Source organism: Cellulosimicrobium cellulans, from assembly GCF_042723955.1.
GTDB classification, from domain to species: Bacteria; Actinomycetota; Actinomycetes; order Actinomycetales; family Cellulomonadaceae; genus Cellulosimicrobium; species Cellulosimicrobium cellulans_H.
The window spans coordinates 1-13,444 of sequence record NZ_JBHXIC010000001.1; the positions used below are offsets into that span (position 1 = coordinate 1).

14 protein-coding genes are annotated in these 13,444 nt (G+C 75.8%); 7 read left to right on the top strand and 7 right to left on the bottom strand.

The window, feature by feature from the left end; genetic code table 11:
- Nucleotides 1-84 precede the first annotated feature (84 nt).
- Nucleotides 85-1,074, top strand: a complete 990-nt coding sequence (locus tag ACFWH7_RS00005) for a TIGR03557 family F420-dependent LLM class oxidoreductase (protein ID WP_378214431.1) — start codon at nucleotides 85-87, stop codon at nucleotides 1,072-1,074.
- 7 nt (nucleotides 1,075-1,081) lie between these two features.
- Here ACFWH7_RS00005 and ACFWH7_RS00010 read toward each other — a convergent pair whose 3' ends face one another.
- Nucleotides 1,082-2,026 (bottom strand): NAD-dependent epimerase/dehydratase family protein, encoded by a 945-nt coding sequence (locus tag ACFWH7_RS00010; protein WP_378214432.1) that lies wholly within the window; start codon nucleotides 2,024-2,026, stop codon nucleotides 1,082-1,084.
- 54 nt (nucleotides 2,027-2,080) lie between these two features.
- Here ACFWH7_RS00010 and ACFWH7_RS00015 point away from each other — a divergent pair, with 54 nt between their 5' ends.
- Complete coding sequence (locus ACFWH7_RS00015) at nucleotides 2,081-2,512, top strand: winged helix-turn-helix transcriptional regulator (RefSeq protein ID WP_378214557.1); 432 nt, start codon at nucleotides 2,081-2,083, stop codon at nucleotides 2,510-2,512.
- Nucleotides 2,509-3,033 (top strand): hypothetical protein, encoded by a 525-nt coding sequence (locus ACFWH7_RS00020; protein ID WP_378214433.1) that lies wholly within the window; start codon nucleotides 2,509-2,511, stop codon nucleotides 3,031-3,033. The genes ACFWH7_RS00015 and ACFWH7_RS00020 overlap by 4 nt, the downstream gene beginning before the upstream one ends.
- Nucleotides 3,034-3,072: 39 nt before the next feature.
- On the opposite strand, the gene ACFWH7_RS00025 is transcribed toward ACFWH7_RS00020, so the two are convergent.
- On the bottom strand, nucleotides 3,073-4,209 hold the full coding sequence (locus tag ACFWH7_RS00025) for a DNA polymerase III subunit delta' (RefSeq protein ID WP_378214434.1): 1,137 nt from the start codon (nucleotides 4,207-4,209) through the stop codon (nucleotides 3,073-3,075).
- Nucleotides 4,206-4,973, bottom strand: a complete 768-nt coding sequence (gene tmk, locus ACFWH7_RS00030; protein ID WP_378214435.1) for a dTMP kinase — start codon at nucleotides 4,971-4,973, stop codon at nucleotides 4,206-4,208. The genes ACFWH7_RS00025 and tmk overlap by 4 nt, the downstream gene beginning before the upstream one ends.
- A 58-nt stretch (nucleotides 4,974-5,031) precedes the next feature.
- On the opposite strand from tmk, the gene ACFWH7_RS00035 reads away from it, so the two are divergent.
- On the top strand, nucleotides 5,032-5,739 hold the full coding sequence (locus ACFWH7_RS00035) for an HAD-IA family hydrolase (RefSeq protein ID WP_378214436.1): 708 nt from the start codon (nucleotides 5,032-5,034) through the stop codon (nucleotides 5,737-5,739).
- Between the two features lie 87 nt (nucleotides 5,740-5,826).
- Here ACFWH7_RS00035 and ACFWH7_RS00040 read toward each other — a convergent pair whose 3' ends face one another.
- On the bottom strand, nucleotides 5,827-6,330 hold the full coding sequence (locus ACFWH7_RS00040; protein ID WP_378214437.1) for a MarR family winged helix-turn-helix transcriptional regulator: 504 nt from the start codon (nucleotides 6,328-6,330) through the stop codon (nucleotides 5,827-5,829).
- Nucleotides 6,331-6,419: 89 nt separating this feature from the next.
- Here ACFWH7_RS00040 and ACFWH7_RS00045 point away from each other — a divergent pair, with 89 nt between their 5' ends.
- Nucleotides 6,420-6,629: a hypothetical protein gene (locus tag ACFWH7_RS00045; protein ID WP_141389442.1), complete on the top strand. Its 210-nt coding sequence runs from the start codon at nucleotides 6,420-6,422 to the stop codon at nucleotides 6,627-6,629.
- A gap of 88 nt (nucleotides 6,630-6,717) precedes the next feature.
- On the opposite strand, the gene ACFWH7_RS00050 is transcribed toward ACFWH7_RS00045, so the two are convergent.
- A complete protein-coding gene (locus ACFWH7_RS00050) occupies nucleotides 6,718-7,800 on the bottom strand; it encodes a Gfo/Idh/MocA family protein (protein ID WP_378214438.1) in 1,083 nt (360 codons plus the stop codon).
- Between the two features lie 127 nt (nucleotides 7,801-7,927).
- Between ACFWH7_RS00050 and ACFWH7_RS00055 the strand changes: the two genes are divergently transcribed.
- On the top strand, nucleotides 7,928-8,809 hold the full coding sequence (locus ACFWH7_RS00055; RefSeq protein WP_463054454.1) for an ABC transporter ATP-binding protein: 882 nt from the start codon (nucleotides 7,928-7,930) through the stop codon (nucleotides 8,807-8,809).
- Nucleotides 8,806-11,487, top strand: coding sequence for an ABC transporter permease (locus tag ACFWH7_RS00060; protein ID WP_378214440.1), 2,682 nt, complete (start codon nucleotides 8,806-8,808; stop codon nucleotides 11,485-11,487). Before ACFWH7_RS00055 ends, ACFWH7_RS00060 begins: the two co-directional genes overlap by 4 nt.
- A 67-nt stretch (nucleotides 11,488-11,554) precedes the next feature.
- Here the strand turns inward: ACFWH7_RS00060 and ACFWH7_RS00065 are convergent, their stop codons facing one another.
- Nucleotides 11,555-12,910: an MFS transporter gene (locus ACFWH7_RS00065; RefSeq protein WP_378214441.1), complete on the bottom strand. Its 1,356-nt coding sequence runs from the start codon at nucleotides 12,908-12,910 to the stop codon at nucleotides 11,555-11,557.
- Nucleotide 12,911: 1 nt separating this feature from the next.
- The gene (locus ACFWH7_RS00070; protein WP_378214442.1) at nucleotides 12,912-13,442 is read right to left on the bottom strand and encodes a MarR family winged helix-turn-helix transcriptional regulator; all 531 of its coding nucleotides are present in this window, start codon (nucleotides 13,440-13,442) and stop codon (nucleotides 12,912-12,914) included.
- Nucleotides 13,443-13,444: the final 2 nt, after the last annotated feature.

Genomic DNA, 13,444 nt, shown 5'->3' on the forward strand with positions numbered 1-13,444 from the left:
CTCCCCCCGCCCCCCCGGCGCGCCGGGGGCGCCCCCGCCCCCCGCGGCGGCGCCCCCCCCCCCCCCCCGTCCCACGATCGAGGGATGACCCGCTTCGGCTACACCCTCATGACCGAGCAGTCCGGCCCGCGCGCGCTCGTGGAGCACGCGGTCGACGCGGAGAACGTCGGCTTCGAGTTCGAGGTGATGAGCGACCACTACTTCCCGTGGCTCGACGCCCAGGGCCACTCCCCCTACGCCTGGTCCGTGCTCGGTGCGGTCGCCCAGGCGACGGAGCGCGTCGGGCTCATGACGTACGTGACCTGCCCCCTGGTGCGCTACCACCCGGCCGTGGTCGCGCAGAAGGCCGCGACGATCGCCCTCCTCTCCGACGACCGCTTCACGCTCGGCCTCGGCGCCGGGGAGAACCTCAACGAGCACGTCGCGGGCGAGCGGTGGCCCGCGGTCGGCGAGCGGCACGACATGCTCGAGGAGGCCGTGGAGATCATCCGGTCCCTGCTCGACGGCGAGCGCCTGACGTTCGACGGCGTGCACTACCGCGTCGACTCCGCCCGGCTCTGGGACCTCCCCGACGAGACCGTGGAGATCGGCGTCGCCGTCTCCGGCCCGCAGTCGATCGAGCGGTTCGCTCCGCTGGCCGACCACCTCGTGACCACCGAGCCCGACGCCGATGTCGTCGAGCGGTGGTCAGGGGTTCGGGACCGCGCGGACCTCGCGCCGTCGCGCGTCGTCGGGCAGATGCCGATCTGCTGGGACCCCGACGAGGACGTCGCGGTGGCGCGCGCGTACGAGCAGTTCCGCTGGTTCGGGGGCGGCTGGCGCGTGAACGCCGACCTGCCCACGACCGAGGCGTTCGAGGCCGCGAGCCAGTTCGTCCGGCCCGAGGACGTCGCGCAGTCGATACCGTGCGGCCCGGACCTCGACGCGATCGTCGAGGCGGCGTCCGCCTGGTGGGAGGCGGGGTTCACCGACCTCGCGCTCGTCCAGGTCGGCGAGGTCGGGCAGCGCGAGTTCCTCGCGGACGCCGCGGGGCCGCTGCTGGAGAAGCTGCGCGCGGCGGCCCCGACGGCGTGAGCGTGGGTCAGGCGCGCGCCGTGGCCCGGGGCGCGTAGGAGCCGCGCTCCAGCTCCTCGACCAGCGACCCCCTGACCGGGCTCCAGCCGAGCTCGGCCGACCGGACCGCGCGCGTCGCCTGGTCCAGCAGCAGCGCGTCCGCGAACGGCGCACCGAACCGCTCGCGCGTCGCCTCCACCGACTGCGGCACGACCGCGCCGCCCAGCCCCGCGGCCCGGCTCGCCGCCTCGGTGAGCGCCCGGACCGTAGGGTGCTCCGCCGTCGTGCCGAGCAGGTGGCCGCGGGCTCCCTGCTCCAGCGCGAGCGCGTAGAGCACCGCGAGGTCGTCGACGTCCACGACCGACCAGTGCTGCGCGCCGTCGCCCACGAGCGCGAGGCCCGGTCCGTCCGGCCCGTCCAGGCGCGGCGCCCCCGAGACGAGCGCCGGGATGCCGCGGCCCTCCCCGTACACGACGCCGGGCGCGACGACCGACGCCACGAGGTCCTGCGTGAGCAGCAGCTCCTCCACGGCGACGCGCCACGCGACGATCGCGGGCGGGTCCGTCGGCGAGGTCTCGGTCGCCGACCCGCGGCCCCACTTCCACACCCCGCTCGTGTGCACGAACGGCTTGGCCGTCCCTCCGAACGCGCGCGTGACCGCCTCGACGACCGCCCGGTCGAGGGCCTCGCTCGTCCCGTCGCCGGGTGCGGCGGCGTGGATCGCGCCCTCCGCCCGGTCGAGGACGGCGACGAGCGCGTCGGCGTCGTACGCGTCCACCTCGACGGGCGTCGCCCCGCCCGCGGCGACGGCCGCGGCGGACGCCTGGGACCGCACGAGCGCGGTCACCTCGTGCCCGCGGCCGCGCAGCTCGCGCAGCACGGCCGACCCGACGAACCCGGTCCCCCCGGTGAGCAGCACCTGCATGTCGTACCTCCCGTGTCGTGGCCGGTCGGCGACCGGTCCGGACGGCACGGTATCTCCCAGGTACTGGTGACTTCACCGTGCCATACTTCCCGCGTGGAAACCATGGCGAGCCGAGCGGGCGGCGACGCCCGGGCGGATGTGTCGCAGGACGGACGCGACAGCAGGGCCGACGGCGCACCCGACGTGTTCGCCGCCGACTGCCCGAGCCGGCTCGTCGTCGAGCGCATCGGCGACAAGTGGACGCTCCTCGTCTTCATGGCCCTGCGGCGGCGCGTCCTGCGCTTCGGCGAGCTGCGCGACCTCGTCGGCGTCGTCACGCCCAAGGTCCTGACCCAGACGCTGCGCTCGCTGGAGCGCGACGGCCTGGTCCGGCGCACCGTCTACGCCGAGGTGCCGCCGCGCGTCGAGTACGCGCTCACCGACCTCGGCCGCTCCCTCCTCGGCCCCATCGACGCGATCCGCGCCTGGTCGGAGGAGAACGGCGAGCGCATCGCCGCGTCGAGGGCCGCCGCAGCCGACCGGGCCGGCGCGTGAACGCGCGTCGGCGCACCTCGCGTCGACGGCCACCGCGCGACCCTCCCCTGCGCTGGTGGTCGGGACTCCTGCTCGCGGCGGTCCCGCTGGGGATCGGCGCGCTCCTGCTCCGTGCGTCGTGGGACGACCTCGCCGAGGGCGAGGAGATCGTGCCCGCCGTGCTCGTGCTCGCGTTCCTGCTCGCGTTCGCGGTCGGTGCCGTGTCGTTGACCGCGCCCCGACGCCTCGGCGACCGCCTCTACGCGGTCGCGAAGGTCCTCGTCACGGGCACGGTCACGGTCTTCTTCGGCTGGCTCGTGATCGGCGGCCTGCTCGCCCCGGAGCTCGTCGCCACGGGGTCGGGCAGCGGCCGCGCCCCGAGCACGCCGCCGGCCGCGCGGATCACCGCGGTCATCGCCCTGGTCGCGTTCGGGGGTGTCGCCGTCCAGGCGCTCGTCGACCGTCGCCGGCGCCGCGGCCAGGGCGGCGGCGGTCGCGCGCCGCTCGGGAGCGGGACGTTCTCCCGGGGGCGCCGTCGCTGAGGACGGGTCGGCCCTGCGGGCAGGTCGGACGTGAGCGCGTCAGCCCTGAGGACGCAGCGCGATGACCATCGCCTCGACCGCGAGCAGCGGCGCGACGTTGCCCTCCAGCCGCTCGCGCGCGACGCCGATCGCGTCCATGCGGCGGACGGTCTGCTCCGGAGTGGAGTCCTCGGCGAGCGAGCGCACGGCCTCCGCGAGCTCGACGTTCACGAGCTCGACCTCCGCCCCGAGCTGCACGACGAGCACGTCGCGGTAGAGGGACAGCAGGTCGACCATCGCCCGGTCGAGCACGTCGCGCTGGTGCCGGGTCGCGCGCCGCTTCTGGTCGGCCTCGAGGTCGCGGAGCTGCGAGCGCAGGCGGGGCGGCAGGGTCTCGCCGTCGGCCACGCCGAGCGCGCGCAACAGCTCGGCCTTCTCGGCCGCGTCGCGCTCCTCGGTCGCGGCCTTCGCCTCGGCCTGCGCGAGGTCCACGAGCTCGCCCGCGGCGAGCACGGCGTCGCCCACGCCGCGGACGCGGCGCGCGAGCGAGAGCACGGACGTCCGCCGCTCCCGGGCCCCCGCGTCGCGGGCCAGCCGGCGCGCGAGCCCGATGTGGCTCTGCGCCGCGCGGGCCGCCACGAGCGCGACGCGCTCGTCGACGCCGTCCCGCTGGACCAGCAGCCCGGCCACGGCCTCGACGGGGGGCACGCGGAGCACGACGCCGCGGCACCGGGAGCGGATCGTCACGAGCACGTCCTGGGGGCTCGGCGCGCAGAGGATCCACACCGTGTGGGGAGCCGGCTCCTCGATCGCCTTGAGCAGCACGTTCGTGGTGCGCTCCGCCATGCGGTCGGCGTCCTCGACGACGATCACGCGACGCCGGCCCTGCGACGGGCTGCGGCTCGCGACCGTCACGAGGTCGCGCACCTCGTCGATCTTGATCGTCACGAGCTCGGTCGCGACGAGCGTCACGTCGGGGTGGGTCCCGGCGAGCGTCGTGCGGCACGCCTGGCAGTGCCCGCACCCGCCCTGCTCGCACTGGAGCGCGGCGGCGAACGCGCGCGCGGCGTTCGACCGCCCGGAGCCCGGCGGGCCGGTGAGCAGCCAGGCGTGCGTCATCGCGGCGGGGTCGGTCGCGGCGGCGCGGAGCACCTCGACGGCCTGCTCCTGGCCGACGACGTCGTCCCAGACGGTCACGCGGCCCCGCTCCCCGTCGCCGGCCCGGCAGCGGCGCCCGGCCCGAGGCCGAGACCCGGGGTGTACCCGATCGCGCTGTCGGTGTCGTCGAAGCCGTCGTCGGGCTCGGCGGCGACCGTGTCCTCCGCCTCCTCCACGACCGGCGTGAGCTCGAGCCGGGCGGCGACGTCGACCCGGATCTGCGCCTGGAGGTCGTCGATCGAGGCCGTCGCGTCGAGCACGACCCAGCGCTCCGGGTCCGCCGCCGCGCGTGCGAGGAACGCCTCGCGCGTGCGGCGGTGGAACTCCGCCCCGGCGCGCTCCAGGCGGTCGTGCTGCCGGCGGATCCGCGCGGTGGCCGCTGCCGGGTCGAGGTCGAGCAGGATCGTGACGTCCGGCATGAGGTCCTGCACGGCCCAGCGCGAGATGAGCTCGACCTCGTCCGCGCCGAGCTCGCGCCCGCCCGCCTGGTACGCGACCGACGAGTCCAGGTAGCGGTCCGTGACGACGATCGCGCCGCGCTCGAGGGCCGGGCGCACGAGGCTCGCGACGTGGTGCGCGCGGTCCGCGGCGTAGATGAGCGCCTCGGTGCGCGGGTCCATGTCCTGCCCGTGGAGCACCGCGGCGCGCAGCTCCTTGCCGAGCTCGGTACCGCCGGGCTCGCGCGTCAGCACGACCTCGCGCCCCGTGAGCTCGCCGAGCCACTGCCCGAGCAGGCGCGACTGGGTGGACTTGCCGACGCCGTCGCCGCCCTCGAAGGAGATGAAGTACCCGGGTGCGCTCACGGCGTCCACCCTATCCGCGGCGTCGGACACGGGCGTGGCCGCGGGCTAGCCTCGGGGGATGCCCGACCCCGCAGCCGACCGCCCCCTGCCCTCCCCCGGCGTCGCGTTCGCCGGACGCACGTTCGACGCCGTGCTGTTCGACATGGACGGCACGCTCATCGACTCCGTCCCGGCCGTGAACCGGAGCTGGCGCCGGATGGCGTCCGAGCACGGGCTCCCCGACCCCGACGACTTCCAGATCCCCCACGGGACCCCTGCCCGCACCGTCATCGCGACCCTGCTGCCCGCCGACCGCGTGGAGGCCGCGTTCGAGCGCATCCACGAGCTCGAGCTCGAGGACACCGACGGCGTGACGATCCTGCCCGGGGCGCGCGACGCGCTCGCCACGCTGCCGCCGGAGCGGCAGGCGATCGTCACGTCGTGCACGGGCCCGCTGGCGGCGGTCCGCGTCGCGGCGGCAGGGCTGGCCGCGCCGTCCGTCGTCGTGACGGCTGACGACGTCGCGCGGGGCAAGCCCGACCCGGACCCGTTCCTGCTCGGCGCGGAGCGCCTCGGCGTGGACCCGACACGCTGCCTCGTCGTCGAGGACGCCCCGGCGGGGATCGCCGCGGCGCACGCCGCAGGCTGCACGACGCTCGCCGTGACGGGCACCCACTCGGCGGACGACCTCGCGGCCGCCACCCCCGCGCCGGACGCCCTGGCGAGCGGGCTCGCGGCGGTCCGCTTCGTCGTCGGTCCCGACGGCGTCGGCGTCACCGACGCCTGACCAACCCGCCGACCATGGGGTCGCCTCCCGCCCTGGTCCCCTGACAGGCCAGGACCGCGTGCTCGGCGGGCAGCAGTCGCACGTTCGTCAGTAGACGCCCGCGCGCAGCGCGGCGGCGACGACCTTCGACGCCGCGGCGTGGACCTCGGTGAGCTCGTCGAGGCTGAGTCCCGTGGCCGCGACGATCGACGGTGGGATGCGCTCGGCGTCGCCGCGGCGCGCGCGACCCTCGGCGGTGAGGGTCACGCGGACCTGGCGACCGTCGTCGGGCGAGCGCGACCTGCGCACGTAGCCGAGCGCCTCGAGCCGCTTGAGCAGGGGCGAGAGCGTCCCGGCGTCGAGATGGAGGCGACCCGCGAGGTCTCCCACGGTCGACGTGGTGCCCGCGGCGTCGTCCTGCCAGAGCGCGAGGAGCACGAGGTACTGCGGGTGCGTGATCCCGAGCGGCTCGAGCAGCGGGCGGTACAGCGCGACCATGCCGCGCGCGCCCGCGGAGAGCGCGAAGCAGACCTGCGCCTCGAGCGCGAGGGGGTCGGCGAACAGCGTGCCCGCGCCCCGCTCGACCGTCCCGTCGACCTCGTCACCCGCCATGGCGCCATGGTACCGAGGATCGCGCTATTCTTGGTACACCAATGATTGGTGCACCAATCATCTGACGAGACCCTGCAGCGGAGGACACCGTGGCGCGGAAGAAGGACAGGCGCACGCTCGGCATGCGCATCACCGAGGGCTTCCTCCCGATCTTCGGCCCCGCGCAGGTCGGCCGGCAGGACGCCGACGGCCGCGGCGTCTCCGACGCGGAACGCGAGCGCGACCAGGAGCTCAAGACCCGCTTCGAGCGCGTGACGGGCCCCGACGGCCGCAGCTACGTCGTCGAGCACACCGACTGACCCTGCCGCGAGATCGACCCGAGCGGTCCCAGATCGGCCCTCTGAGGGTCGATCTCGACCGTTCGGGTCGATCTCGCGGCGGACGGGGTCACTCCCCCGGGTACACGACCCCGATCTGGCGGCGCACCTCGTCGAGCGTCCGCATGACCTCGAGCGTCGAGTCCCACGACATGCGCGGGCTCTGCGTCTCGCCCGCGGCGACACGGCGCGCGACCTCGGCCGCCTGGTACTGCTTGCCCTCGCCCGTGAAGCCGTCGTAGTACCAGGACGCGCCGTCGTGCCGGATCACGCGGAACGACGTCGGCGCGTAGAAGTTCCCCTCGACCTCGATGCGCCCTGCGGTCCCCGAGATCACGGCGGTCGTCGCGGTGCGCGACCAGAGCGTCGTGGACAGCGTCGCCTGCGTGTCGCCGTAGCCGAGCACGACGCTCACCTGCCCGTCCACGCCCGTCTCGGTGAGCGAGCCCACCGCGGTGACCGACGACGGCGCGCCCAGCAGGTCGTGCGCGAACGACACCGGGTACACGCCCAGGTCGAGCAGCGCGCCGCCCGCGAGCTCCGGCGCGTAGAGCCGGTGCTCCGGGTCGAACGCGAACCACTGCCCGTGGTCGGCGCTGAGGTTGACGACGTCGCCGATCTCCCCCCGCGCGATCACCCCGCGCAGCGCGGCCACGTGCGGCAGGAACCGCGTCCACATGGCCTCCATGACGAACACGCCGGCCTCGCGCGCGGCGTCGAGCACCTCGACGGCCTCCGACTCGTTGCGCGTGAAAGCCTTCTCGACGAGCACGTGCTTGCCCGCGCGGATCGCGAGCAGCGCGTGCTCGTGGTGGTGCGAGTGCGGCGTCGCGACGTAGACGACGTCGACCTGCGGGTCCTCGACGAGCTCCTCGTAGCCGTGGTGCGTCGTCGGGACGCCGTGCGCGGTCGCGAAGCGCTCGGCGCGCACGCGGTCGCGCGACCCGACCGACGCGACGCGGCCCTGCGTGTGCACGCGCACGGCCTCCGCGAAGGACGACGCGATGCCGCCCGCGCCGAGGATCCCCCAGCGGATCGGGGGTGCGCTGCGCGGGTCGGGGACCGTACCGGTGACGTCGGCGGACAGGTCGGGGACGGGGTGGACGGCGGACCGGGCGGACTGCTCGGCGGGCGTCGGGGCGACGGTGCTCATGAGACCACGCTATCCCGGTGGGATCGCTCCCACGGGCCCGCGTCCACGGATCGTCGCACCGCGAGGCACCCTACGGCACCGCGTCTCCCCCGCGCGGGTGGTGCGGCGTGCGGCGCGGCGCGCCACGATGGGGACCATGACGTCCCCCGCGCCCCGGACCGACGCGCCGACCGACACCCCGGACGTGCCCGAGGCGCGCGCGAGCGCCCGCGACCTCGTCAAGGTCTACGGGTCCGGCACGACGGCGGTGCGCGCGCTCGACGGCGTCGACGTCGACTTCGCGCGCGGGCGCCTCACCGCGATCATGGGCCCGTCCGGCTCCGGGAAGTCGACGCTCATGCACTGCCTGGCCGGGCTCGACTCGCCGACGTCCGGCAGCGTCGTGATCGACGGCCAGGAGATCAGCCGGATGTCGCAGCGCCGTCTGACGGCCCTGCGCCGCACGCGCGTCGGGTTCGTGTTCCAGGCGTACAACCTCGTGCCGACGCTCACTGCGGCGGAGAACATCACGCTGCCGCTCGACATCGCACGCACGCGCGTGGACCGGGCGTGGTTCGACGAGGTCGTCGACTCCGTCGGGCTGCGCGACCGCCTGCACCACCGACCGTCCGAGCTGTCCGGCGGGCAGCAGCAGCGCGTCGCGTGCGCGCGAGCGCTCGTCTCGCGGCCGTCGATCGTGTTCGCCGACGAGCCGACCGGCAACCTCGACTCGCGCTCGGCCGGCGAGGTGCTGGCGTTCCTGCGCCGGTCCGTCGACGAGCTCGACCAGACCGTCGTCATGGTCACGCACGACCCGCGCGCGGCGTCGTACGCGCACCGCGTCGTGTTCCTCGCCGACGGCCGCCCCGCGGGTGAGCTGCACGACCCGTCGCAGCAGGACATCCTCGACGCGCTCGCGCTCGCGGCGGGCGAGGACGGCCCTCCGTCCGGCCCGGCCGCCGGACCCGCCGCACCGGCGAGTCCTGCGGCGCCCGTCGGGCGGCACGCCGCCCCGGTCGACCCCGCATGATCCGCGTCGCGCTGCGGGGCGTGCGCGCGCACGTCGTGCGGTTCGTGCTCTCGGTCCTCGCCGTGACGCTCGGCGTCGCGTTCGTGGTGGGCACGTTCGCGTTCCGCGGCATGCTGTCCTCCACGTTCGACGACATCATCGCGACGACGCTCACCGCCGACGTCTACGTGCGCGGGTCGCAGGAGGTCACGGGCGACGCGGTCGGTCCGGGCGGAGGGGGCGGCGGCGGGACGGGCTTCACGGGGGACCGCACGCTCGTCCCGGCCGACCTCGCGGCGGACGTCGAGGCTGTCGACGGCGTCGCGCGTGCCGTGCCGGACGTGTCCGGGCCCGTCGTGCTCGTCGCGGTCGACGGGACCGCCGTCGTGACGACCGGTCCTCCCAGCACGGCGTTCTCGGTCGACCCCGAGGACCCGAGCCTCACGCTGCTCGACGGCGCCTGGCCCGCCACGGGCGAGATCGTGCTCGAGCAGAGCGCGGCGGAGACGGCCGGGCTGACGACGGGCGACGAGACGACGGTCGTGCTGGGCGGCGAGCCGACGCCGGTGGCCGTGTCCGGGGTCTTCGGGATCGAGGCCGCCGCAGCGGGCGCGGTGCTCGTCGGGATCGACGGCGAGACCGCCCGCGAGGTGTACGCGCCCGACGGCATGGTGCCGCAGCTCTCGGTCTGGTCGTCGCAGACGTCCGGGGAGGTCGACGAGGACGCGCTCGCGGAGCGCGTCGGGGACGTGCTGCCCGACGGCGCGGAGGCCGTCACGGGCGAGCAGGCGCGCGCCGAGGCGAGCGAGGCCGTCGAGGAGGTGCTCGGGTTCGTCGAGACGTTCCTGCTCGTGTTCGCCGCGATCGCGCTGTTCGTCGGAGCGTTCATCATCGCCAACACGTTCGCCATGTCGGTGCGCGAGCGGCTGCGCGAGCTCGCGCTCCTGCGCGCGCTCGGCGCGTCGCCCGGTCAGGTGTTCACCTCGGTGCTGGTGCAGGCGCTCGTCGTCGGGCTCGTGGGCGGCGGCCTCGGCGTCCTGGCCGGCGCGGGCCTCGTGCGCGTCATCCGGTGGGGGCTCGCGCTCGCCGGTATGGAGTTCTCCGGCCGCGTGCCGCTCGGTACGCCGCAGGTCGTCGCGGCGGTCGTGCTCGGAGCGGTCGTCAGCGTGCTCGCGGCGGTGCTGCCCGCGCGCCGCGCCGCGGCGATCCCGCCGGTCCAGGCGATGCGCGACGACGTCGCCCCCGACCGCGGGACCGGCGTCCGGGCGGTCGGCGGGATCGTGCTCGTCGCGGTCGGAGCCGGGGTCCTGTGGCTCGCGGCGTACCTCGGGTCGTCGGTCGCCGGCGCCCCGACCGGGTGGGCGTGGGTCGACGACCTGAGCCCGCGCGTGCTGCTCGGCGTCGGCGCGGGGCTCGTGCTCGTGGGCGTGCTCGTCGGCTCCCCTGCCGTCGCGCGCGGCGTGCTCACCGTGCTCGCTTGGCCGCTCGTCGTGGCGCTGCGGCCGCTCGGGCGCCTCGCCCGCGGAAACGTGACGCGCAACCCGCGCCGGACGGCGAGCACCGCGGGGGCCCTGCTCATCGGCATGGCGCTCGTGTCCGTCACGGGCGTCATCGCCGCCTCGACCCAGGCGTCCGTGCGCAGCATCGTCGAGAACGAGGTGCGCGCCGACCTCGTGGTGGACTCCGCGACGCTCGTCGTCCCCGAGGGCGCGGTCGACGCGGTGTCCACCACCCCGGGCGCCGCGGTGGTGGACACCGTGCGGCTGGGCCTCGCGTCGGTCGCGACGGTCGAGCGCGCCGGGGGCGCCGGCTCGGAGGACGACGCGGCGGACGACGGTGCGGCGGACGACGGGGCGGCGCGCGGGACGGACGTGGCCGGCGTGCCCGCGGGCTTCTTCGACACCGCCCTCGACCCCGTGGCGCTCGCGGGAGACCCGACGGCGACGCTCGAAGCGGGGGACGCCGTGGTGCACCGGCGCACCGCGCGCGAGCGCGGCTGGGAGGTGGGCGACACGCTGCGCCTCGGCGAGGGTGCCGCCGCGGTCGAGGCGCGCGTGGGCGCGGTGATCGACAGCCAGCTCGTCGGGACCGGGATCCTCGTGCGTGACGACGTGTTCGACGCCGTCGTGCCCGCCGCGCAGGCGAGCGTCCGGATCGTCTACGTGTCGGCGGCGGAGGGTGCGACGCCGGCGGAGGTCGAGGAGCTGCGCGCCGCGCTGACGACCGCCGTCGAGCCGTTCCTCGTGGTCACCGTGCTCGACCGGGAGGACACCGCGTCCGCGTTCGCCGACCAGGTGAACCAGGTGCTCGTCATCCTCTACGCGCTGCTCGCGCTGTCGATCGTCATCGCGCTGCTCGGCATCGTCAACACGCTCGCCCTCTCGATCATCGAGCGCACGCGCGAGATCGGGCTGCTGCGCGCGGTGGGCCTCGGGCGGCTCCAGCTCGCGGGCGTCATCGCGATCGAGTCGGTGCTCACGGCCGTGTACGGGACCGTGCTGGGCGTCGCGACGGGCATCGGGATCGGCGCCGCGCTGCCCGGTGTCCTGGCCGACGAGGGCCTGAGCACGCTCGCGATCCCCTGGGGACAGGTGCTCGCGATCCTCGGCGTCGCCGTGGTGATCGGCCTCGTCGCGAGCGTGTGGCCCGCGATCCGCGCCGCCCGCCTCCCCGTCCTCGACGCCGTCACGGTGGACTGACCCAACACCCCCATGAGTGCATGAAATAGTCGCGCTCCGGGGACCCGAACGCGACTATTTCATGCACTCAGCGGGCGGACGGGGTGCGGTAGCGGCGGAGCGGGGCGTTGCGCCAAGCGACCAGGCCGACGACGGCGCTCGCCACCAGCCCGCCCGCGGCCAGCGCGACCGGGGCGGACGTGAGCGACGCGAGCACTCCCCCACGGAAGTTGCCGACCTCCGGCCCCGCGACGCCCACGACGTGCTCGACCGACGACACTCGCCCCCGGAACTCGTCCGGCGTCTCGAGCTGGACGAGCGCGCCGCGGGTCACCACGCTCACCGTGTCGGCGGCGCCCGCCACCGCGAGGCACGCGAGCGCGAGCCACAGCGGCCCCGCGAGGCCGAACCCGGCGAGCGCGACGCCCCACGTCGCGGCCGCGGCGAGCTGGAGCGCGCCCGCCCGCGGCGCGCGGGTCACCGCTCCCGAGAACAGCCCGGCACCGATGCCGCCCACCGCGACGGCGGAGAGGAACAGACCGAGCGTGCGGGGGTCGCCGTCGAACCGGAGCTCGTTGACGAGCGGGAAGAGCGAGATCGGCATCGCGAGCACGGTCGCGGCGACGTCGGTCGCGAAGGAACCGCGCAGCGTCGGCTTGCGCCACACGATCCACCACCCGCCGGCGGCGGCCCGACGGCGGGGCGCCCGTGCAGCAGTCGGAACGCCCGTTGCCGGGGCCGCGCCCGGTGCCTCCGCCCCCACCGCACGGTCGTCGCCGGGTGCGCCGACGGGCACGACGGCGGCCACGGCGTCGGACGGCCCGGGGGTCGTCGCCGGAGCGCTGCCCGGCGGGAGCGGCGGGAGGCGCACGAGCCCGAGCAGCGCGACGACCGCCGCCGCGGCCTGCAGCCCGTACGCCGCCGGGAGGTCCCAGCGCGCGAGCACCAGACCGGCGAGCGCCGGGCCCACGAGCATCGCGACCTGGAACGCGAGGTTCTGCAGCGCGAGGCCCGCGGCGACCTGGTCGGGCGGGAGCAGGCGCGGCGGCACCGTCCGCCGCGCCGGGGAGCCCAGCGCGTTGCACGCGGCGCCGAGGCTCACGAGGCCGAGGAGCACCCACACCGACCGGTTGCCCGCGAGCGCCTGCGCGGCCAGCCCGACGGCGGCCAGCACCTGCCCGGCCGCGGCGAGCCGCATGATCGTGCGCCGGTCGTGGACGTCGGCGAGGTGCCCGCCGACCAGTCCGAGGGTCAGGAGCGGGACGGCGGTCGCCAGGCCGATCGTCCCCGTCCACAGCGGGCTGTGCGTGAGCTCCCAGACCTGGAGCAGCACCGCGACGTTCGCGATCTGGAAACCCAGCCCGCCGACGGCCGAGCCCGCCCAGAGGTCGCGGTACGCGCGGCTGGAGCGCAGAGGGCGGACGTCGAGGACGTGGTCGCGCACCTCAGCGGTCCTCGGGAATGCTCTGGGCCGCGGACCCGGGCAGCGCGTAGCCCGCCGCGTCGAGCCGCTCGACGAGTCGGTCGCGCAGGGAGCGGCGCGCCAGGACCCGCTCGAGCTCGGCGACCACCGTGCTCAGGGCGTGCGGCAGCTCGTCGTCGATCTCGGCGACCGACTCCTCGGTCGCGCGCCACTCCGCCTCCAGGAGGGGCACGAGGGCCCGGGCCTTGCCCGTGAGCGCGACGCGACGGGTGCGGGCGTCCTCGCCGGCCTCGGTCTCGACGAGCCCCTCGTGCCGCATGGCGGTGACGGTCTGGCTCATCGCCGAGTGGGTGCGGCCGAGGGACTCCGCGAGCTCCCGGATGGTGAGCGGTCCGGTGTGCGCGAGCCGGATCAACGGGTAGACGAACCGCGGGCGCACGCCCACGATGCCGCGGTCCGCGTAGACGGTCTCGATCTCGTCGTCGAGGCGCCGGAGGACGGCGTGCAGGGCGTCCCACCGGCCGGGCACCCTCGTCGGGTCCAGGGAAGTCATAG